This window comes from Paraherbaspirillum soli (genome assembly GCF_042654985.1).
GTDB lineage: Bacteria > Pseudomonadota > Gammaproteobacteria > Burkholderiales > Burkholderiaceae_D > Paraherbaspirillum > Paraherbaspirillum soli.
Window position 1 is genome coordinate 1 of record NZ_JBHSMT010000006.1, and the last position, 20,503, is coordinate 20,503.

Consider the following 20,503-nt stretch of genomic DNA (forward strand, 5'->3'; position numbering starts at 1 on the left):
CTGCGCCTGCACGCCGATCACGAGGGGCCGACCCTCATCTTCAATAAAGCATCGCAGCGGCCGATACTTCGGCTTTTGCGTTCTTGACACACGACGGCAGGTGGTAGGACTAGCGAACCGGTACCCCAAAGCACACCGGCAGCCCGAAGGCTCCCCACCACTGCCGTCCATAGTGGACGCGCAATGGTGCACGCACGCAGCCGCATGGCGCGGTCTGTGCGTTTGGGGTATCTCAAGTCGCTAGACAAGGTCCCTTCTGTTTCAGGGACCGGCCGACTATAAACGCTATTGGATGCGATGACAATCCATGCAGTCTCCAAGCTGCCTCAACCGCCCGTTCCAATACGCATTCCGTATATCAAATCCGCGTCAAACAGCCTTCTCTCGGTCAAAACACCACAATCGGCATATGCAAATAACGATTTATGACTTTGGCGCATATAGTTGCCCTGCTAAAATCAGCTGCTCAATTTATTACTATCAAACAAGCACCCGTGATTCGCATCGAGCAACTGCATAAAACCTATCCGCTGGAACGCAATGCCAAGACCGCCGGGCCGCCCGTCGCCGCATTGTCGGACATCAATCTACACATTCAAAAGGGTGAAATTTTCGGCATTATCGGCCGCTCCGGCGCCGGCAAGAGCACGCTGATTCGCACTCTCAACATGCTGGAGCGCCCGTCCAGCGGCCGGGTGTTGGTCGAGGACCAGGACATTACGGCACTCGACAATACCGGCCTGCACAAGCTGCGGCAGCGGATCGGGATGATTTTCCAGCACTTCAATCTGCTCAACGCCAAAACGGTTGCGGCCAATATCGACTGGCCGCTGAAGATCACCGGCAAATACACGCAGCAAGAACGCAACGCGCGCGTCGCCGAATTGCTGGAGCTGGTCGGCCTCAGCGCGCAGCGCGACAAATATCCATCGCAGCTGTCCGGCGGTCAAAAGCAGCGGGTCGGCATCGCCCGCGCACTGGCCAACACGCCGCATCTGCTGCTGTGCGACGAGGCAACTTCGGCGCTCGATCCGGAAACCACGCAGTCGATTTTGCGGCTGCTGCTGGACATCAACCGCAAGCTGGGCCTGACCATCGTGCTGATCACGCATGAGATGCAAGTGATCCGCACCATTTGCGACCGGGTGGCAGTGATCGAGGCCGGCCGCATTGTCGAATCGGGCGACGTGGCCGAAGTGTTTTTGCATCCGCAGCACGCGGTCACGCAAAGCATGGTGGCCGAAAGCACACCGTTCTCGGCCGAGGCCGCGTTGCTGCAATCGGCGGCGTCGGTGCCCGGCATCGAACAGTTGCGCGGGCAATTGGTGCGCCTGACTTATGTCGGCGACATCACCTATCAACCTATCCTGAGCAGCATCGCCGCCGCCACGCCGGCGTTGATCACCATCCTGCAAGGCACCATCGCCCGCATCAAGGACACGCCGTACGGCCAGCTGCTGGTGGAATTGCGCGGCGAACCGGAGCACATCGCGCAGGTGTTCAGCACGCTCGATCAACACAACATCCGGCACGAGGTATTGGCATAATGGATTTTTCGCTTATCGACTGGGCCGACATCTGGCAGGCCACCTGGGAAACGCTGGCCATGACCGGCTTTTCATTGTTGTTCACGGTGCTGCTTGGGCTGCCGCTCGGCATCCTGCTGTTCATCACCGGCAAGCGCCAGCTGCTGGAACAGCGCGGCATCTACACGGCGCTGGCGCTGGCGGTCAACGTGCTGCGCTCGGTGCCCTTCCTGATCTTGTTGATCGTGATGATTCCGTTCACGGTGCTGATGGTCGGCACTTCGCTCGGGGTGATGGGCGCGATCCCGCCGCTGGTGCTGGGCACCGCGCCGTTCTTCGCCCGCCTGGTGGAAAACGTGCTGCGCGAAATCGACCGCGGCGTGATCGAGGCCTGTCAGGCGATGGGCGCCAACAAGCGCCAGATCATTTTTGGCGCGCTGCTGCCGGAAGCCCTGCCCGGCCTGATCGCCGCCACCACCGTCACCGCGATTGCGCTGATGTCGTATGCGGCGATGTCGGGCGTGATCGGCGGCGGCGGCCTGGGCGACCTGGCGATCCGTTTCGGCTACCAGCGTTTTCAGACCGAGGTGATGGTCGCTACCGTCGCGGTGCTGGTGGTGCTGGTGCAGCTGTTGCAGTTCTCCGGCGATCGGCTGGTGCAGTTTTTCACTCGCAAGTAATCTTTTCAAATCCAAAAAGGGAGTTTATATGTCACGCAAATTTTCGCTATCGCTGGGATTGGCCGCTGCGGCGTTCTCGACTTTCGGCCTGCTGGCCGGCACTGCGGCGCATGCGGCCGACAAGCTGGTGATCGCGGCAACCCCGGTGCCGCACGCTGAAATCCTGGAGTTCGTCAAACCGATCCTGGCCAAGCAAAACGTCGATCTGCAAGTCAAGGTCTTCACCGACTACGTGCAGCCGGCGGTGCAAACCAACGAGAAGCGCGTCGACGGCAATTTCTTCCTGCATCAGCCCTACCTGAACGAATTCAAGAAGAGCCATAAGAACGACGCCGAAGTAGTGGTCACCAAGGTCCACGTCGAACCGTTTGCCGGCTACTCCAGCAAATACAAGAAACTGGCCGACCTACCCGACGGCGCCACCATCGCGATCCCGAACGACCCGTCCAACTCGGGCCGCTCCTTGCTGCTGCTGGCGCGTCAAGGTTTGCTGAAGCTGAAAGACCCGAGCAATATCTCGGCGACACAAAAAGACATCATCGACAATCCCAAGCACCTGAAATTCAAGGAACTGGAAGCTGCGACCCTGCCAAGAGTGCTGAACCAAGTCGATCTGGCCCTGATCAACACCAACTACGCGATCGAAGCCAAGCTCAATCCGGTCAAGGATTCGCTGTTCATCGAAGATGCCAATTCGCCTTACGCCAACCTGCTGGTGGCGCGCGCCGACAACAAGGACAGCGTAGCGGTCAAGAAACTGGCAGCAGCGCTGAACTCGCCGGAAGTGAAGAAATTCATTGAAGAAAAATACAAAGGTGCGGTGGTGCCGGCGTTTTAATCGAGCGCGAAACATCGCAGTACGCAGTTAAAGGGGGCCAGAGTTTTTCGCGATGCAGTTGCGAAAAACTCTGGCCCTTTTTTACGGGCTACGGAGTGCAGGCATTTGCATTCGTTTGATTTCCGTCCCTTCTCGGAGTCTCTCATGGATTATCCCGTCTTGCTTCTGTATGTATTCTCGGTAGTAGCACTGATTTCCACACCTGGTCCGGTGGTGATGCTGGTGATGAACGCCAGCCTGCAACAGGGACCTGTCCATGGCTTGAAAACCATCCTTGGAACCAACGCCGCTTCGCTGGTATTGATCGCCATCACGGCCCTGGTAATCAATCAGGTATTTGCGATAAATGCGTTTTTGCTGACCGTCCTCAAAGCGCTAGGCTGCCTCTATCTTATTTACATTGCGTTGGATGGCCTGTGGCATGTGTATCGCACCCGAAGCGTCGGTATTGAACCGGTGGGTGGCGAACAACGCAGCAAAGACGCCGGGTTTCAGAAGGGATTCATGGTCGGGATATCGAATCCGAAGGACATCATATTTTTCGCCTCCTTCTTCCCTCAATTCATTTCCATCTCGCCCAACAGGCATCTCAGCTTGAGCATACTCACGGTGGTATGGATCGCTTTGGACCTCGCGATCTTATCGTTCTACGTGTTCTTGATGAGCCAGAAAAAAATCAAACGTTACAAGACGCTGATCATCCTGCTGTCTAGTCTCTGTCTTTTGCTGGTAGCAATGATCGGATTGGTTTATTCCGTTCGAGAATTGTTGGCATGACGCTTCGGTTGAACTCGCCCTAGATGAGGCAGCGCAGCGCGCCGAATTAATGCATCCCCGCACACGAACCACGGAGCGCCGAGGGGTTGGGGCTGACGTTGTTTTTGACGTGGCCGTTGACGTTGAATTCCGCATTGAGACGCTGCCAAATGGGACGACTGTTAGCCGGGAATTGTGGGAAAACATGTTTGAGCCGCAGGCGAGTTTGTCTTCACACCCGGCTAATAGTTGACCCATTTGGGGACCCGACCAACGGGAGGGCAGTGGCTTGCGGTCGCCTTCTTTTGGTTACTTTTCTTGGCGAAGCAAGAAAAGTAACTAGCTGTCGGGCTACCCCCGACTAGTATCAACGGAGTAGCGACCGTGTTAGCTACCAAAGACCGACCGAATGCAACCGCCCATACTCCGTGGCCCGTCAAAAGGGGTCAGAGTAATTTTCGTCAAACAGCCGACGAAAAAAAACTCTGACCCCATTTAACTATGCCGTCGCTGCATTCTGACCCCGGTGCGCGACACTCAGCCCGCCACCATCTCGATCACATCCAGAAACCGCTTCAACAACAACTCGCTACTACCCCGACGGTAGACCAAATGCACAGCAACCGATGCCGGAAACCAGTCCAGCGGCCGAAACACCACGCGCGGAAATTGCGTCATCGAAGCCACGCCCTCCTGCACCAAGGCCAGCCCCATCCCTGCGCTGACCAGGCCCAGCACAGTCAACACCTCGGCCGCTTCATGCCGAATATCGGGCTCGAACCCGGCTTGCCGGCAACTGGCCAGAAACCGCTCGCGCGCCGCGACGTTTTGCCGGCGCGGCAGCGCAATCCATGCGGCCCGATCCAGATCCTGCGGCCGGATCGTGCGGCATTGCTGCAGCGGATGCCCTGCCGGCAGCGCCAACAACAGGCGCTCAGTCACTATCGGATTCGACGTCAACTCGGCATCGTCAACGGGCGGCGGATTGTAGACCAGGCCGAGGTCAAGCTCGCGCCGTCGGATCGCTTCACACTGCGGGGCCGATCGCATGGCGCGCAACTCGACCTGGACGGCGGGATAATCGGCCCGTAGCCGCTGTAGCGAGCGCGACAGAAAATCGCTGAAAATGGCAGCTTCGACGAAGCCGATCATCAAACTGCCCTCATCCGCCTGCGCCCAGCGCCTGGCACGCTGTTCTACCTGCGCAGCGTGCGCCAGCATGCCGCGCGCCTCTTCCAGGAAGGCATGGCCGGTCGCGGTAAGCAACAGGCGCTGGCGCACCCGCTCGAACAACACCAGACCCAGGCGTTGTTCCAGCTCCTTGATTTGCCGGCTCAGCGGCGACTGCGAAATACACAGGCGCTGTGCGGCGCGGCCGACATTGCCCTCCTCCGCCACGGCAATGAAATAGCGCAGCAAGCGCAGATCCAATAGTTGAGACATGTTGCGTCTTAAGTCCTTCAAAGAGTGTCTTGGACGGCACGCATCGTAAGCCATATGATTGCCCAAGGTCAACGCACCGCATTCGTCGTCATCCACCACTTTAGATAAGGGCACCTCTAAAAACCGTAGCGAGCGACACAAGGTCGGAGCGATGAAGTTGCAACACCTGCAGCCGTACGGAGGTACGGTGACGATCTTGCCAACCCTGCAGCTCCGAGATTGCCGGGCTGGTCAAACCCTGCAGTAGGTTTTTAGAGGTGCCCATAAGGAGCAATCATGTATCTGGTTATGCTGCACTACATCCAACCACTCGAGATAGTCGACCGCTGGCGCGACGCGCACCGCGCCTTTCTCGACCGGCACTATGCCTCCGGCGATTTCCTGCTGTCCGGTCCCAAGGTGCCGCGCACGGGCGGCGTGATCATGGTCAAAGACGTTGGCGCGGAGCGCTTGAAGCAGATCTTCGAACAAGACCCGTTCCAGCAGCAGCGCATCGCGGAATACGAGATCGTCGAATTCTCTCCGGTCAAACATCGGCCCGAATTCCGAGACCTGGTCTGACGAGCTGTGCCGGCAACCCGGTGGCAGAATATGCCGCGAATTTGTCATGGCCCAAGTTGACGTTGAAATCTACACTTGCGTTGCAAACCACCAAAAACGAAAGGCAGACATGATGAATAGAAGGAATTTCACTCGCGCACTTGGACTCACGGCGCTGCCCCTGGAGCTGGCTAACAGCGCGCGGGCCGGCAATGCCGAAGCCGGCAGCCTGCCCGCCCAGCAGCCGCTCAAGGCCGATGCGCCGTTCCATATCGGCATGCTGATTTTTCCCGGCATGACCAATCTGGATTTCGCGGGTCCGTTTGAAGTGCTGGCCCGGGTGCCTGGCGCGACGGTGCATGTGCTGGCCAAGAGCGATGCGCCGGTCCGCACCGATGTCGGCGGTACGATCCTGCCGAGCATGACGTTGAAGGACGCGCCCGAGCTGGACATGCTGTTTGTCGGCGGCGGCCCGGGGGTGAATGCCTTGATGGAGGACGGCGAGGTGCTGGAATTTTTGCGATCGCGCGCGCGGCGCGCGCAATGGGTCAGCTCGGTATGCACCGGCGCGCTGGTGCTGGGTGCGGCCGGGCTGTTGCGCGGATACCGCGCAGCCACGCATTGGACGGCAATGGATGTGCTGCCGTTGCTGGGCGCTACGCCGGTCCGGCAACGGGTGGTGATCGACCGCAATCGGATCACCGGCGGCGGCGTTACCGCCGGCATCGACTTTGGGCTGACTGTAGTCGGCCTGCTATGGGGCAAGGAGCTGGCGCAAACGATTCAGCTCGGTCTCGAATATGACCCGCAGCCGCCGTTCAATTCCGGCTCGCCGCAGAATGCTCCGGCGCCGATCCTGGCGCGTGTGCGGAGCGCGACGACCGACCTGACCGAGCGGCGCATGGCGATCGCCAAACGGGCGGCCGGCAACTTTTCCTAAGCGTTGAAGGCGGCATATAGCGGCCATCCGATACACGCTATTTGACCGCCTCTTCACGTTCAACCAGATGCCGCTGCAGCGCCCGCACCGACGCTTCGGCGCGTTCGATTTCCGCTGCATATATCTGGGTCGCGGTCTGCAGCACTTCGGCTTCGGCGCTGTGCGGAGCTCCGGTTTGGAATGGCGGTTGCGGGTCGTACTCGAACAGCATTTGCAGCGTCTTGGCATAGTGCTCGCCGCGCAACATGGCGGCGATGGTCAGGCCGAAATCCATGCCGGCCGTGACGCCGCCGCCGGTAATGCGGTTGCGATCGGTCACAACCCGGTCATCGGTCGGGATTGCTCCGGTCATTGCCAGCAAGTGGCGCACGGCCCAGTGCGAGGTTGCGCGATAGCCGTCCAGCAGTCCCGCGGCTCCCAGCAGCAGGGAGCCGGTACAGACGCTGGTGACCCATTTGGCGCGCGTGCCGCGATCCGCCAGAAAATCGATTACTTCCGCATCAGCCAATAAAGGCCAGGTATCGGCCTTGCTGCCGCCGACGAACAAGAGGTCGAGATCCCGCGGGCAGTCGTCCAGCGTGCAAGTCGGCAAGATCGCCATGCCGCTGTCGCTGGCGACCGGGGCCAGCGTTTTCCACAGCAGATGCACGCGGACGTCCATCAAATTGGCGAACACCAGTTGCGGCGCCACCATGTCGAGTGCGGTCATGCCGGGATAGATCAGCATGCCGATCTCCAGTGGTGCGGCAGCGGTGGATTGATTGATGGATTGGTTCATGAGGTGGCTTTCTATTTAAAGGACGTGCTCGCCACTGTATTGAAGCTCGCTATGTCTGATTTGACCTTGTTAGGGCTTTTTCTGCCAAAATATCCGCCCATGACTATCAAGAAAAACAACAGCCTGCCGCCGCCATCCCATGCCCGCAATCCGGTGCATCACGTTCGTCGCATCATGTTTGTCGCCGTGCCGCCGATCGAGGAAATCGACCTGTTCGGCCCGGTTTCGGCCTTTCTCGGGGCCAATCGCTGCGCCGGCCACGCCAGTCAGCCTACGCCGCCGTATCGGGTCGACATCGTGGCGGGCACGGCCGCTCTGAACGTGGCGGGCCAATCAGGCATTGGCTTGCTGACCGGCCAAAGTTATTCCCAGGTGTCGGGCGCGGTGGATACCCTGGTGGTGATCAGCGGCCGCGAGACCGGCACCGCGCATGAGCCGGGCTTGCTGAGCTGGTTGCGAGATATGACGCAGCACACGAGACGCATTGTGTCGGTCTGCACCGGCGCGTTCCTGCTGGCCGAGGCCGGCTTGCTGGATCGGCGTCGCGCCACCACGCACTGGGCGCTGGCGGCGTCGCTGGCAACGCGCTTTCCTGAGGTGAAGCTGGAACCGGACTCGATTTGGGTTCGCGACGGCAATGTGTATACCTCGGCCGGCGTGACCGCCGGCATCGATCTGGCGCTGGCGCTGATTGAAGACGATCTGGGCGCGGCTACTGCATTGGAGGTCGCGCGCGGCATGGTGGTTTTTTTGCATCGGCCCGGCGGGCAAGCGCAATTCAGCGTGACCATGACCAGCCGCCGGCCCGGCTCCCGGCCCTTGCGCCAATTGCAAGTCTGGATGCTGGAAAACCTGTCGAAAGACCTTTCCGTAGAGCGCCTGGCGGATCAGGTCGCGATGAGCCCGCGTCACTTTGCCCGCGTGTTCAAGCAAGAAACAGGGATTACTCCCGCCCGCTATGTCCAAAGCCTGCGCCTGGAACGGGCGCGTCAGATGCTGGAAGAAAATGCATGGAGCATGGAGCGGATCGCAGCGGCATGCGGTTACGGCGAGACGCAATTGATGCGCCGGGCGCTGCAAAGGGAACTCGGTATCACGCCGGGAGAATATAGAGAGCGGTTTCACACTAAAAAGGGAAAAAAATGAGGAGTACTGGATGGAAGACCGGCAGCATTTTCGCCATTGCGTTGACCAGCATTGCGACCGTTTGCGGTGGCGGCTACGCTGCGACTCCGGAGCCGCTCGCCAGCGCGCCATTGAAGCCGGCAGCAGGCAATGTGCGGGTTGATTTCACTGCGCCGACCCACGCCACATCGGCGCTCTCGGTCGGCTCGGCCATCTCCACCTACGCCGGCAGCGGCAGCAATCTGATCAAGGGTCCACAGCGCTCGCTATGGCGGCAATATTTGCAGGATCTCGGGCCTATGGTATGGCGCATCCCGCTCTATTACCACGACGGACAAGTGGGTTCGTCCGCCGGCGGCGTGCATGGCGGCGACGAGGGCGCGGCGTATATCGCCGCCATCAAATCCATCAAAGGCACGCCGATGATCGCCGTCGGCGGTTCCACCAACGACAACGATATCCAGGCCGCCGATGCGGCCAGGCTGGTGCACTATTTCAACGATGGCGCCGGCCAGCATGGCGGTCCGGTAGACTACTACATCGTCGGCAACGAGCCGGACAACGGCTTCGGCTTGAACAATTACCTGTACGGCGGCAACGGCAGTTCCGGATTCCATGCCAATGTCAGCGCCATGCGCAGCGCGACCACGCGCCGCCTGACCATTGCCGGACCGTCGCTGGTCACCTGGGCCGATTACAAATTCGGCGACTTCCGCACCTTCTTCGCCAATGCGAACGCCGATGCGGATATTGTCGATTTCCACAAATATGGCGACGGCCAGCATCTCGACAATCTGAACCGCACGTATGAGTACAGCGATGCGGTCAATTGGCTGCGCACCGAGATCGGCAATTACTTCGGCAGCCGCAGCGCCGACATCGGCATCCAGCTCGGCGAATTCAACTACAACTCGTCCTATAGCGACTGGAACGACGCCTTCTACACCTCGCGCAACCTGGTGCATACCGCCTCGGTGGTGGGGCATATGCTGCAACAGGGCGGACGCGCTTATCAGTATTCGGACAATAACGGTCCGCTGGGCTTGATCAGCGACGGCACCGGCAATAACGGCCAGCCACCCGGCCAGTTTGTGCGCTTGCCTGCTTACTGGGGGCTGTCCGCCTGGACCGGCGGCGCGTGGATGCGTCGCTTCGGCAGCACGATGGTGGCGGCCAGCACCTCGTTGCCGGAGGTCGAGGTGTACGCCACCGACCATGCGAAGAAAATCATCCTGATCAATAAATCGACCAGCACCGACCAGACCGCTACGGTAGCCCTGGTCGGCAAGGACAGCGGCACTTATTCGGTGTGGCAGTACGCGCGCGGGATGGACCCTGGCGCGTTTGCGAGCGGGCCGCAATTTCAGCCGCCGCGCCGGATCGCCACCGATCGCTCATTCAGCGCAGGTCAATTGCAAGTGGCTGTGCCGTGGATGAGTGTGGTTGTGGTTACTGTTGATTAAAATTCGACTGCGGGATTTCCTTGTCGAGCGGTTCGGCCCGCGCTGCATTTTTCAACTGCTCGACATTGTCGCCGGTCAGCGCATGGAGAAAGGCGATCAGGTTGCGCCGTTCTGCTGCGCTCAAATGCAGCGGCTTGATCAAGGGATCCTTATGCGGGTTGTCGATGCCGCCGCGCTGGTAAAACGCCATCACGTCTTCCAGCGTGGCCAGCGAGCCGTCGTGCATGTACGGCCCGGTGAGCGCGATGTTGCGCAAGCTCGGGGTGCGATAGGACCAGCGCTCGGCGCTATTGTGCGTGACTTCGTAGCGGCCCAAATCTGTTTGCGCCGGTTCGGACACGCTCTGCAAAAGTTGATCGTCCACTTGCACCACCAATCCCGGCGCCAGCTGGACGCTATGCTTCTGCGCGCTGCCTCCCCTGCTGCCAATGCCGGTATTGTGAAAGCGGCCATCGGCAAACAACGCCGATTTTTCGCCGACGCTGTGGCAGGCGATGCAGTTGGCCTTGCCTGAAAAAACCTTGAAGCCAGCCTGTTCCGCGCTGCTCATGGCGTTTTTCTGGCGGTCGAAGTACCAGCGATCAAAGCGCGAATTGCCCGACACCAGGGTGCGTTCATAACTGGCCAACGCAGCGCCTATGGTTTCCACCGTCGGCCCGCGGCCGTCGAAAGCGGCTTCGAACAGGTGCCGATAATCGGCCATGATCTTGATTTTTTCAGTCACATGCTGGGTCGACGGATTGGCCATTTCATTGGCTGCCAGCAGCGGTCCCCAGACCTGGTTTTCCAGACTGGATTCGCGGCCGTCATGGAATAGCTCTCGAACATAAGCGACATTGAAAATGGTGGGCGCATTGCGGCGCAGGCTGCGCCCCTCGACGCCGATCGGGGTCGCCAGCACATTGGAGGTAAAGCCTTGCTCGGGGATGTGACACATGGCGCAGGACATGGTGTTGTTGTGCGACAGCCGGCGATCCATGAACAGCTTGCGGCCGAGGGCGATCCTGGCCGGCGTCGCCGGGTCGCCGTCAGCCGCAGGAAGCGGCGGCAGCCCGAGCGGCGCGTTTGGCGTCATCGCCGCCGCGTTCGCTGATGTGTCAAGCCGCGCCGGATGGCCGGCATCCGGGCGCTGGCAGGCAGCGAGGACGCTTGCCAGCAGGCAGGCGGCGGCGATCCGATAGCTCATTTGAACTTGACGCCCTGCTCCATCAGCAGCGTCTTGACGTCGTTCAGCAATACGCTGTGCAGCAGGAATGATGTGCTGTAGATCTCCCGCACCTGGCCGCTGGCGTCGATCAGGAACACCTTCAGCATATGGCTCAGCAGCGGCACCCTCTGCCCGGCCGGCTGGTTGGCCGCGAGCGACACGTCTTGCCCAAACCCATCCAGCAGCGGCCGCAAATCCTGGCGCGAGCGGGTGGTCAGAAAATGCCACGGCAAACCCTGGGTATCGCGCGCATCCTTGCCGCCGTAGCTGCGCATCGCCTGCGGCGTGTCGTATTGCGGATCGAAGCTCATGCTGACAAAGCGGACCTGGTCGCGCATCTTGGGATTGGCTTCGATCGATTGCTTCAGCTGGTGCAAGGTTGCATAGGCCAGCGGACAGCCTTTGGGGTCGGTGCAATAGGTGTAGATGAAGGAGAACAGCGTGACCTTGCCGGTGGTGAAGCTGGACAGCTTGTGCTGGCTGCCGTCGCTGTCGAGCACCACGCCTTCCGGCGTCGTCATGATGCGCTGCAAGCGGTAAGTGCCGGCCGCAGGCGGCACAAAATCCATCCGCCCCGCCTGCTCATGGCTATGGGCAGACGTGGCGGAGAACAGGCTAGCGGCGCTCAGTAACAAAGCAGTCGCCAACGCGCCGGCCATGTTGCGCGGCTTGCTTGATAGGCTAATACGCACTCCGCAACGAGCTGGAACCGAATTTGATGTGGTGTGCGCGGCCCAGTTTGAGTTTGTAGAAATCGATCTTCCATTGCTCCTTCAATTCCTTGCCGTCCCAGCTGAAGAGTTTCAGGAACTGTTCGTCGTCGGCGCCCTTCTTGTCCCAATTGGCGAGCAAGGAGCTGCTGATATAGACGCGCTTGCCGTCCCAGCTTTGCGACACCATGTTCACTTGCGAGCCGGTGTGCTTGGAATAGGTTTCTTTCGGCGCTTCCGGATTGCTGAGATCGAAGTAATGCGTGGTGCCGTCCATGAAGGTGTTGACCCACAAGCCCTTGCCGTCGGCAGTGATCGAGATGTCGACCGGCAGCGGGATCTTGGCCGGGTCGCCGATGTTGGCCACATCCTTGGCTTGCCATCCGCCCTTGGCATCTTTTTTCACCAGCCACAGTTTGGAAGTCAACGCGGTGGCGGTGATGGCCCAGTCTTCGCCGTCCTTCAACGACCAGCGGACCTCTAGCGGTGCGCCTGGCACGCTCATCACTTTTTCCGGCTGCATGGATTTCAGGTTCCACATGACCAGGGAGCCGCCGAAGTTTTTCATGGCTGCCGGGTCCTTCAGCAGCTTGCCCATGTCCATCATGTAGTTGTTCCAGCCGGTAAAGCTGGAGGTGAGCAGCGCGTTCTTGCCCGGGTTGATGCCGATGTCGTAGCCGTAGCCGTCGCCGCCCTTGGCGGTCGGCATGTCGTACTTGCTGACGAAATCGCCCTTGTTGTTATACAGCGCCATGCCGGTGACGCCGCCGTGATCCTTGTTGTTGGACAGGCCGCCGACCAGCATGCGGCCGGGCATTGCATAAAAAGTGTGGGGCCCGACGAAGCCGGATTTGGCGGCAAAATCGCTGATGGTTTTGACCAGCTTGGGCTTGGCTGGATCGGTATAAATATCGAATACATAAATCTTGTTGTCGTCCAGGCCGCCGGCCCACACGAAGCGCCGGTCGTCGGTAAAGCCGATGTGATGCGCCTCGCCGCGTGAACCTACCGACAGGCTGGTCAGCACTTTGCCGTATTTCTTCGAGGCCGGATTGACATCCACCGTCACCAGCTTGTCGGAGCCATCCCCCATGCCCTGCACCCCAAGCGTCCAGACATACGCGAACTCTTCCTGGCCTTTGATCAGGTTGGAAATATAAGGTGAATTGCAGGTCTCATCGGCCAGCGCCGGCGGACTGGCGAGCATGCCGTAGAAAAGGACTGCCAGCGGACCCAGCACTGCGCTTAGCGCTACGACTAGTGTGTTGTTCTTGAACGACCGGTTAACCATGGTCAGCCTTTCTTTTTCGTGAAGCGGCGCTTCGCGTGCTTCAAACATGAACGCAAAAACCCGCCTTGGCTGTCACCGTTGAGTTTCATCGGGTCAGCGAAGTTGCGGGGGAATATTGGCGCAGCGATTCGCCGCGGCAAAGAGTTAAACGGGATTGCGGATACCGGTCGACCCGATGAGCGCATCACCCTGACAGCATCAGCCATATCGGTCAATCGCGCCGATTCAGAGCGCTCGCCAACTTTTCAGGGCTGCGCACTGGCCGGAAAAATAAGAGCCGTGTTAGCCAAACGGATACACAGCCCTATTCCATCATCAATTGGATGCGGCTTGAATGTTGGAAGCTTGCTTTCCTTTGGGGCCTTGGGTGATTTCAAAGCTGACTTTTTGACCTTCTTTGAGAGTCTTGAAGCCATTCATATTGATGGCGGAAAAATGTGCGAACAAGTCTTCCCCCCCTTCATCCGGAGTGATGAAACCGAAACCTTTGGAGTCGTTGAACCACTTAACAGTACCGTGTGCCATATCAGCGTCTTTCAAGTAATAGAAAATCCATGACGTGTAAAAATAAGATGCTTCGCCTGCCGCTGTCTCCAGCGCGGTTTGCTCTTTTCCAAGTTGATAAATATCGAACGGCATATTTACCAGGTGCCAGTTATTGCTGACACGTCAATTTATAGGATCAAGAGACTGTATGTATGTCGCAGGCGATATACGTCTTATCTCGAAATCCCGTATTGAACTGGAATAGATTCTGTCTGATTCGACAATGCCGTCCTAGATGTCATAACTGACAGGTAGGCGACAGTCTCACGGGCACGCGGCGCTCAGATCGTTTGGCTACTGAACGAAAAAAAAGCCATCGGCCGACGCAATGGAAGTCCGAAAGGACTCCATGGCTATCGGTCATGGCCCTGGCATAACGGCCCCGCGGATGACGTTAGCCTCGCGGGTGGAACAGCCTTAGAACGGCTTGTTCGGCAAGAATTTCCCATCCAGCGTGATCACCGCACGCGAACCGCCGTCCGGGTCTTCTACTTTTTTAATGTCCAGCTTGAAGTTGATCGCGCTGATGATGCCGTCGCCGAACTGTTCGTGCACCAGCGCCTTCAACGTGGTGCCGTAGATCTGGATCATTTCGTAGAAGCGGTAGATGGTCGGATCGGTCGGGATGCCGCCGGCGATGCTGCCGCGCAGTGGGATGGCTTGCAGCTGCGCCGCATCTTCAGCACCCAGCCCCAGGCGTTCGCAAACGATCTCGGCGACGTCCTTAGGCAGCGCGTGCTGCCCTAACAGCGCTGCGGTGACATAGGCGACGCTGAGGCCGGTGCCGGCGGACAGTTGCTGCCAGGAGAGATCTTTAAGCGCCTTGGCGGCGATGGCGCGTGCGGTGAGTGCCAGGCGGGGATCTTGATAGGCATTGGATTGTTGCATGATGTTTTCCTTTTCAGTGAGTGAAGTAATAAGAGAAGACGACGGTCAAGCCGCCAAAGCGCTACGCTTGGCCGGCGTAGCAGTTGTTTGTGGGAATTCGGCGAGTGAAACGAAGCTATTGGTCTCGCCATCCAGCGCCACAATGGAACCTGTTTCGATGTCGTAGACCCAACCGTGCAGCTTGAGCCGGCCTTGCTCCAGCGCCAGCGCCACCGACGGATGGGTCTTGATATTCACCAGCTGGGCAATCACGTTTTCGCGCACCATCGAACTGACCCTTGCCGCCGGCGAGATATGGGTGCGCGCTTCGTTGACTATTTTTGCCGAGTCCGCGTGGCGCAACCAGCCGGCAACGGCGGGCATATGATCCAGGCACTTGCAACTGGCGATGGCCGTCATGGCGCCGCAATCCGAGTGTCCGCACACCACGATATCGGTGACGCCCAACGCGGCGACCGCGTATTCGACCGTGGCGGTGACGCCGCCCGGCGCCGAACTATAGGATGGGACGATGTTGCCGGCATTGCGAATCACGAAGATATCGCCCGGATCTTGCTGGGTCAGCAGTTCAGGTACCACCCGGCTGTCCGAGCAGGTGATGAAGAGCGCACTTGGGCTCTGGGCGGTGGCTAGTTCCTTGAAAAGACCGGACATGCCGGGAAAAGCATCCCGCTGAAATTTCAAGACACCTTCGACGATGGACTTCATGGCGTTTCTCCTTGTGTGATGAAGCAGTGACGCCATGATGAAGCGATTGATCTATTAGGTCCAAGACCGATATACAATCACATCCATAATTATTTCCTATAGTTGATCATTATGCTCATACGCCACATACGCTATCTACTAGCTGTCGTGGAACACCGCAATTTCACGCGCGCGGCCGAAGCGCTCTACGTGTCGCAACCGACGCTGTCGCAGCAGATCAGGCAGCTGGAAGACGAACTTGGGGTGCAGTTGCTGGACCGGAGCGGCAGAACGGTGCGCGCGACCGATGCCGGCGAGGCCTATATCGCCTATGCGCGCCGGGCATTACGAGAGTTTGAAGCGGGGGAACGGGCGGTCCATGATGTGCGCGACCTGACGCGCGGCACGCTCCGTCTGGCGACGACGCCGACCTTCACTTCTTACCTGGTAGGACCGCTGATCGCGCGCTTCAACGCCAGCTACCCCGGCATCTCCCTGCTGATCAAGGAAATGCCCCTGGACACCATCGAATCGGCATTGGCCGCAGATGAAGTCGACCTTGGCATCGCCTTCAGCAAGGTGCGCTCGGCAGAGATAGATTGCCATCCGCTGTTCGTTGAAAAACTCAGCGTTGTGGTCGGCGTCGATCACCCGTTTGCGCAGCGCGCGGCAGCGATCGCCCCCAAGGATCTGGAGCAGGAACCGCTGGCCTTGTTGACCGCGGATTTTGCGACGCGGAGTTATGTCGATGCGTATTTGCAGAAGCAGGGAATCGCGCCAAAAATCGTCATCGAAGCCAATACCATCAATGCGATTGTCGAGATTGTCCGGCGCGGAAGCATGGCGACGATACTTCCCGATGCAATCACGCGCGAGAACGCCGCGCTCAGGAATATTGCCCTGAAGCCCGCTCTGCCGCACCGCACCGTGGCGCTGCTGCGTCGCAAAGGCAGTTACCAAAGCGCCGCCGCCCTCGCCTTCGCCGAGCTGGTGGAAAGCATGATGACGGACGGAACACTGACTTGAAATAAGGCGCGGGTTTCGCAACGATTATTTTTTATCCGGCACGACAAGTTCTCGCCCCAGACCACCGTCCAGTACGCTACCGCTGGTCGTACCTTCGCCGTTGATGCGGCGCTGACACGCATCCTGGTCGGCCGCCGGCAGTGCATTGCAGCGAATCAACGCATTTTGCTGATACGCAGCCGGGCCGTCATTGAGGCGCCCTCTTCTTGACTCTTGCAGCGCAGCCCCTGCCTCCCGCAGGCAAGTGGCGCGATCCTGGTTCGACTGACCGCTATTGCAGACGGCCACTTCGGCCCGGTAGCGCGCGTTCGCGTCTTGCACATTGCCGGCAGCCATCGCCACTGTTGCGGCCGTACCGAACACGATAAACGTCAGCGCCGGCAACCAGGCTGCTGTGCGACTGACGTTGGCGAATGCTGAAACAAAACGAATCTGCTTGATTGGCATGATGACCTCCGATTTAAAAACCAAATTTATCAAGCGAAATGCCTGCCGTATGTGCGCTATCGAACTTTGTCAGCATCCGGTTGTAGCCGGGACAGGTCTGGAAATGAAAATGGCCGCGCTCTTTTAGAGCGCAGCCATTTTTCAAATTGCAAGAATGCTTCGCCGCAAGGTCAATCTCCAGCACGCTGAGTAGGACAGCTGCCGCCTATGTCTTCCAACGCACAGACCGGCGCCAGTTTTCGGGTTTAGATATCTACTCCAAGCTAACCATGACAGGAGACTCAAATGTATATCGGCATAGGTACCGTTGTCCTCATCCTTATTTTGTTTCTCATTTTGAGATGATCGCATCACAGATTTTCTAGGGAAAATTTCACGAGATCGCGCAAATGGACCGCAAAGAATAAAAACAAAAATACAAGCGCCCGGTGGGAGCATGGGGTCTATTTGCCGAATCGTTCAATAGGAAAACGTGCGGCAAACGAAAATAAGCCTCATTGCTGAGCGCTGGTTAAATTTCGACGCCAGCCTAAGGATTTGTCTTAGATCGATCACATTCTTGAGACAGCAATTACCCAAGGGTTTCGACGACATTTCATAAATCGCCTTACCGGTTTTTCGCGAGGCGTGAATCTGTATTTAAATGCCGAGTGCTTTGTCCAGTGCCGCTATTGCCTTATCAACATGACCTTCCTGGCAATCATAGGCCGCCAATTGCCCCGCTTTGATCAATGTAATGCCTTCCGGCGTTTTCGCCATCCTGTCCAAAACACTGAAAGTCATCGCTCCGTCCTGATGAGGCAAACCTGTGATTTCGACAAAAAATACCTCGAATGCATCAACGCAATCTTCGTCAGAAAGTCCGACTGCCAAACCGCAAAATTTAACGAAGCCCTTGAAAAAAATCATGATGTCGTTAACGTTTTCATGAAACATTTTTGGGGACATAGAGTGGACCGACATTCCAAAAATAGTGGCTGCATACTCGGCGACTCTGACGCAGTCTTTATTCTTCTTCGGCGCCCCCTGTAAACCTCGTAACAAAGCACCCGCCAAATCACTCAACTCAGAGTGTTCATTCATCTCGTTCTCCTAGGGAATACACGCGTGTAGCTCATATCCGACTGCTTCAATGTTGAGTTCCAGGCGGGCGGCGGCCAGCGACAAAACTTTCACCGCGCGATCCCAAAATCCCGTCAACATCGTTGGCCAACCAGCTTGGATCGCAGGCAGCCGAGGAATTTTTGACCGTCCAAGAATTAGAAGCAGAATAATGATGATTGCAATGATTCCAATGCCAAAATTGTGTCGCTGAAAAAAGCTTAAAACGCGCGCCTGCCGACGTCTGTTCGCTATCGCACGCAGCAATGCCGCAATCGATCGCTAACGGAGATACGTTGACAAACGTCGCCCTTCCCATACATTGAAAATCATTGCTTGTCGTCATGACGACGATGGCAGGACCATTGCCATGGGCGGGATGCGGGAGTTTTCATATTCAGAAGCAATGCACGATCCAGAATGCCGCAATGAAGCTGTACGTTCGTTAGCGCACAGAGCGCCGTCACATAGAGGAACAAAGTTCAATTGCTGCGTTGAGATCTCTCTCGCTTTGTACGGGACCAGCCATCGTCAACGCGGTATGAGGCGTCGACGGCGTACGCAGCGCAGCCCTTCACATGACTAGCCATTCCTTGGCATGCTGTCCGATGTGAGTATCCAATACTTTCGTTAGCAAGAGGAGTCCAAATGTACGCAGTCAAGATTACAGGGATCGTACTGATCGTGGCCGGCATCCTGGGATTGGTGTATGGCGGTTTCAGCTACACCAAGGAGACCCGTGAGGCCACGCTTGGGCCTTTCAGCCTGTCGGTAACGGAAAGGCAAACGGTCAACGTTCCAGTTTGGATTGGCATCGGGGCGATAGCGATTGGTGGCACGCTCCTATTCTTTGGCAGCAAGAAGAATTAATCGCCCTCAGCAATGTGCAGATTGCGAGCCACTACAACCGATCGCCCCCTGGAACGAAGAAAATCAATCGTCGGCGTGGTATCCGATAAGCATCTGTGGATGCTGGATTGAGCAGATCTGCCCAGCGCGGTCGGCGATTTTTGGCTCGAGGATTGAATCTATCGACATGTACTGCAAAGCCGACGAAGGCGAGGGCCAGCAAAAAAGAAGCCGCGCTGAGCGGCTTGAATAGGGTCTGCGTGACAGTCCAGATCAACGGATCAACAGCATCCGTTCTGCAAGACATGCATTCATGCGATTCAGGCTTATCATTTGCCAGCAGCATCTTTGATGATTTCTTCTGCATCTCCAAGCGTTTTCTCAACTTTGCCCTCGACTTGCTTTTGCAAGCCTTTCGCTTGTTGTTCTTTGCTTCCAACCAGCTTCCCGGCGCCCTCTTGAATTTTGCCTGCGATTTCTTTGGAAACGCCTTTGACTTGGTCTTTGTTCATGATCGAATCTCCTTCAGTTGATAGACATACCTAATCTGCTGTTTTTCTCGACGAGAATTTTTTAACAGCACTGCAAAAAATCTGGGAACTTGGTACGTACAGGTAATCGACTAGTGCACGAACAAATAGATCACGACCAACACCACTAGCGGTACACCCAAAATCCATCCCAACAAATATTTACCCACGACGACTCTCCTTTTGAACATTGAGTGCGCGCGTAATAAATCAGTCTTACGACGGAGAACTTGCCAGGTGTTCTACAGGAAAACGATTCGAGGTTCGTTGATTTGACCAAACCTTAACGATGGGATCCCTATGCCGATATCAACGAAACAGTGACCGCAGTGTAGGAACCGAGGATTGGATTTCGCGGAACGCGCCTCTCAATAGGTGATGTTATAAGACGTATTTTTTGCGGGATCGGTTCGCTGACGCACATAGCGTCATCTTTAACTCGCGATTGCGGTAACGCCAGTGAGCAAAATACTTCCATGTGCGGCATCGCGCATGGGTTTCTTTAACCCCCTATAGCGGGATCTGTTCGTTGCCGGACATTGAGCGTCGTTGTGTTTTACCGGCCGTCATTCTTGACAATCATCCGACCCAAGCTAAACTACCATCCATATAGATGGTATATGGATGGCTTGTGGAGTCTAAATGGAGGCAATATGAGCGTGCATGAAATTCGGCCCAAGCTCAGCGAAAGCGAGAAGATCACCATTAATCTGGGATTAATTGATCTTGGGCAAATTGATTTATTGATACAGGAGGGCTTTTACTCCAATCGTACCGACCTGATCCGCACGGCGATTCGCAATCAGTTGAGCACCCATGCCGATGTAGTCATGCAAACGGTGGCGCGCAAGAGTCTGGTGCTCGGCTTGCAACACTATGCGCGTGCCGATCTTGAGGCCGTACAAGCCGCAGGACAGCGCTTGCAAATTCAGGTATTGGGCTTGGCCAGCATAGCCACCGATGTATCCCCGGAACTCGCGCTGGCGACGATCGATTCCGTGACGGTGCTGGGCGCATTACATGCAACTGCGGCAGTTAAAGCCGCGCTGGCTGGACGCATTCGTTAGGTGAAAAGTTGTCCTTGGTCGCCGATGGCCGCACCTTCCGGCGGCAATTGAAAGGATGGTTCCCA

The 20,503-nt window shown here is 57.5% G+C and carries 24 protein-coding genes; 11 read left to right on the forward strand and 13 right to left on the reverse strand.

The genetic code is table 11. From position 1 onward, the window contains the following. The first annotated feature begins 494 nt into the window (after positions 1–494). The 4 genes from ACFPM8_RS02205 (at position 495) to ACFPM8_RS02220 (ending at position 3,821) form a co-directional block, all read left to right on the forward strand. On the forward strand, positions 495–1,547 hold the full coding sequence (locus ACFPM8_RS02205) for a methionine ABC transporter ATP-binding protein (RefSeq protein ID WP_378994514.1): 1,053 nt from the start codon (positions 495–497) through the stop codon (positions 1,545–1,547). Beyond that, positions 1,547–2,206, forward strand: coding sequence for a methionine ABC transporter permease (locus ACFPM8_RS02210; protein WP_378994517.1), 660 nt, complete (start codon positions 1,547–1,549; stop codon positions 2,204–2,206). Before ACFPM8_RS02205 ends, ACFPM8_RS02210 begins: the two co-directional genes overlap by 1 nt. A 28-nt stretch (positions 2,207–2,234) precedes the next feature. Further along, the gene (locus tag ACFPM8_RS02215; protein ID WP_378994519.1) at positions 2,235–3,044 is read left to right on the forward strand and encodes a MetQ/NlpA family ABC transporter substrate-binding protein; all 810 of its coding nucleotides are present in this window, start codon (positions 2,235–2,237) and stop codon (positions 3,042–3,044) included. 144 nt (positions 3,045–3,188) lie between these two features. Continuing rightward, positions 3,189–3,821 carry a LysE family translocator gene (locus tag ACFPM8_RS02220; protein ID WP_378994522.1) on the forward strand — a complete coding sequence of 211 codons (633 nt, stop codon included), beginning with the start codon at positions 3,189–3,191 and terminating at the stop codon, positions 3,819–3,821. A gap of 516 nt (positions 3,822–4,337) precedes the next feature. On the opposite strand, the gene ACFPM8_RS02225 is transcribed toward ACFPM8_RS02220, so the two are convergent. Beyond that, positions 4,338–5,243: a LysR substrate-binding domain-containing protein gene (locus tag ACFPM8_RS02225; protein ID WP_378994525.1), complete on the reverse strand. Its 906-nt coding sequence runs from the start codon at positions 5,241–5,243 to the stop codon at positions 4,338–4,340. Positions 5,244–5,519: 276 nt separating this feature from the next. Here ACFPM8_RS02225 and ACFPM8_RS02230 point away from each other — a divergent pair, with 276 nt between their 5' ends. Both ACFPM8_RS02230 and ACFPM8_RS02235 read left to right on the forward strand, forming a co-directional pair. After that, a complete protein-coding gene (locus ACFPM8_RS02230) occupies positions 5,520–5,804 on the forward strand; it encodes a YciI family protein (RefSeq protein ID WP_378994527.1) in 285 nt (94 codons plus the stop codon). A gap of 109 nt (positions 5,805–5,913) precedes the next feature. Further along, positions 5,914–6,723, forward strand: coding sequence for a DJ-1/PfpI family protein (locus ACFPM8_RS02235; RefSeq protein ID WP_378994529.1), 810 nt, complete (start codon positions 5,914–5,916; stop codon positions 6,721–6,723). Positions 6,724–6,760: 37 nt separating this feature from the next. Here the strand turns inward: ACFPM8_RS02235 and ACFPM8_RS02240 are convergent, their stop codons facing one another. After that, positions 6,761–7,501 carry a DJ-1/PfpI family protein gene (locus ACFPM8_RS02240; protein WP_378994531.1) on the reverse strand — a complete coding sequence of 247 codons (741 nt, stop codon included), beginning with the start codon at positions 7,499–7,501 and terminating at the stop codon, positions 6,761–6,763. A gap of 99 nt (positions 7,502–7,600) precedes the next feature. Here ACFPM8_RS02240 and ACFPM8_RS02245 point away from each other — a divergent pair, with 99 nt between their 5' ends. Together ACFPM8_RS02245 and ACFPM8_RS02250 are read left to right on the forward strand one after the other, a co-directional pair. Next, positions 7,601–8,647, forward strand: coding sequence for a GlxA family transcriptional regulator (locus tag ACFPM8_RS02245; protein WP_378994533.1), 1,047 nt, complete (start codon positions 7,601–7,603; stop codon positions 8,645–8,647). Beyond that, the gene (locus tag ACFPM8_RS02250) at positions 8,644–10,089 is read left to right on the forward strand and encodes a hypothetical protein (RefSeq protein WP_378994535.1); all 1,446 of its coding nucleotides are present in this window, start codon (positions 8,644–8,646) and stop codon (positions 10,087–10,089) included. Before ACFPM8_RS02245 ends, ACFPM8_RS02250 begins: the two co-directional genes overlap by 4 nt. Here ACFPM8_RS02250 and ACFPM8_RS02255 read toward each other — a convergent pair. The 6 genes from ACFPM8_RS02255 to ACFPM8_RS02280 form a co-directional block, all read right to left on the reverse strand. Then, positions 10,076–11,275 carry a cytochrome-c peroxidase gene (locus ACFPM8_RS02255; protein ID WP_378994537.1) on the reverse strand — a complete coding sequence of 400 codons (1,200 nt, stop codon included), beginning with the start codon at positions 11,273–11,275 and terminating at the stop codon, positions 10,076–10,078. The two genes, ACFPM8_RS02250 and ACFPM8_RS02255, sit on opposite strands and share 14 nt — an antisense overlap. Continuing rightward, positions 11,272–11,955: an SCO family protein gene (locus ACFPM8_RS02260; protein WP_378994539.1), complete on the reverse strand. Its 684-nt coding sequence runs from the start codon at positions 11,953–11,955 to the stop codon at positions 11,272–11,274. Before ACFPM8_RS02260 ends, ACFPM8_RS02255 begins: the two co-directional genes overlap by 4 nt. 22 nt (positions 11,956–11,977) lie before the next feature. Beyond that, on the reverse strand, positions 11,978–13,345 hold the full coding sequence (mtoX, locus tag ACFPM8_RS02265) for a methanethiol oxidase (protein WP_378994541.1): 1,368 nt from the start codon (positions 13,343–13,345) through the stop codon (positions 11,978–11,980). A 267-nt stretch (positions 13,346–13,612) separates the two neighbouring features. Then, the gene (locus tag ACFPM8_RS02270; protein WP_378994640.1) at positions 13,613–13,822 is read right to left on the reverse strand and encodes a cold-shock protein; all 210 of its coding nucleotides are present in this window, start codon (positions 13,820–13,822) and stop codon (positions 13,613–13,615) included. 438 nt (positions 13,823–14,260) lie between these two features. Further along, on the reverse strand, positions 14,261–14,731 hold the full coding sequence (gene cynS / locus ACFPM8_RS02275) for a cyanase (protein ID WP_378994543.1): 471 nt from the start codon (positions 14,729–14,731) through the stop codon (positions 14,261–14,263). A 45-nt stretch (positions 14,732–14,776) separates the two neighbouring features. Further along, positions 14,777–15,439 (reverse strand): carbonic anhydrase, encoded by a 663-nt coding sequence (locus ACFPM8_RS02280; protein ID WP_378994545.1) that lies wholly within the window; start codon positions 15,437–15,439, stop codon positions 14,777–14,779. Positions 15,440–15,550: 111 nt separating this feature from the next. Here ACFPM8_RS02280 and cynR point away from each other — a divergent pair, with 111 nt between their 5' ends. Next, a complete protein-coding gene (cynR, locus tag ACFPM8_RS02285; protein WP_378994547.1) occupies positions 15,551–16,444 on the forward strand; it encodes a transcriptional regulator CynR in 894 nt (297 codons plus the stop codon). A gap of 24 nt (positions 16,445–16,468) precedes the next feature. On the opposite strand, the gene ACFPM8_RS02290 is transcribed toward cynR, so the two are convergent. The 3 genes from ACFPM8_RS02290 to ACFPM8_RS02300 form a co-directional block, all read right to left on the reverse strand. Continuing rightward, positions 16,469–16,891, reverse strand: coding sequence for a hypothetical protein (locus tag ACFPM8_RS02290; protein WP_378994549.1), 423 nt, complete (start codon positions 16,889–16,891; stop codon positions 16,469–16,471). Between the two features lie 639 nt (positions 16,892–17,530). Then, on the reverse strand, positions 17,531–17,974 hold the full coding sequence (locus ACFPM8_RS02295; RefSeq protein ID WP_378994551.1) for a hypothetical protein: 444 nt from the start codon (positions 17,972–17,974) through the stop codon (positions 17,531–17,533). A 46-nt stretch (positions 17,975–18,020) separates the two neighbouring features. Then, positions 18,021–18,338 carry a hypothetical protein gene (locus tag ACFPM8_RS02300; protein WP_378994553.1) on the reverse strand — a complete coding sequence of 106 codons (318 nt, stop codon included), beginning with the start codon at positions 18,336–18,338 and terminating at the stop codon, positions 18,021–18,023. A gap of 302 nt (positions 18,339–18,640) precedes the next feature. Between ACFPM8_RS02300 and ACFPM8_RS02305 the strand changes: the two genes are divergently transcribed. Continuing rightward, the gene (locus ACFPM8_RS02305; RefSeq protein WP_378994555.1) at positions 18,641–18,862 is read left to right on the forward strand and encodes a hypothetical protein; all 222 of its coding nucleotides are present in this window, start codon (positions 18,641–18,643) and stop codon (positions 18,860–18,862) included. A 31-nt stretch (positions 18,863–18,893) separates the two neighbouring features. Here the strand turns inward: ACFPM8_RS02305 and ACFPM8_RS02310 are convergent, their stop codons facing one another. Both ACFPM8_RS02310 and ACFPM8_RS02315 read right to left on the reverse strand, forming a co-directional pair. After that, on the reverse strand, positions 18,894–19,208 hold the full coding sequence (locus ACFPM8_RS02310) for a hypothetical protein (RefSeq protein WP_378994557.1): 315 nt from the start codon (positions 19,206–19,208) through the stop codon (positions 18,894–18,896). Further along, positions 19,171–19,353 carry a CsbD family protein gene (locus tag ACFPM8_RS02315; RefSeq protein WP_378994559.1) on the reverse strand — a complete coding sequence of 61 codons (183 nt, stop codon included), beginning with the start codon at positions 19,351–19,353 and terminating at the stop codon, positions 19,171–19,173. Before ACFPM8_RS02315 ends, ACFPM8_RS02310 begins: the two co-directional genes overlap by 38 nt. Positions 19,354–19,991: 638 nt before the next feature. Here ACFPM8_RS02315 and ACFPM8_RS02320 point away from each other — a divergent pair. Then, positions 19,992–20,438 (forward strand): CopG family transcriptional regulator, encoded by a 447-nt coding sequence (locus tag ACFPM8_RS02320; protein ID WP_378994561.1) that lies wholly within the window; start codon positions 19,992–19,994, stop codon positions 20,436–20,438. The last annotated feature ends 65 nt before the right edge of the window (positions 20,439–20,503 follow it).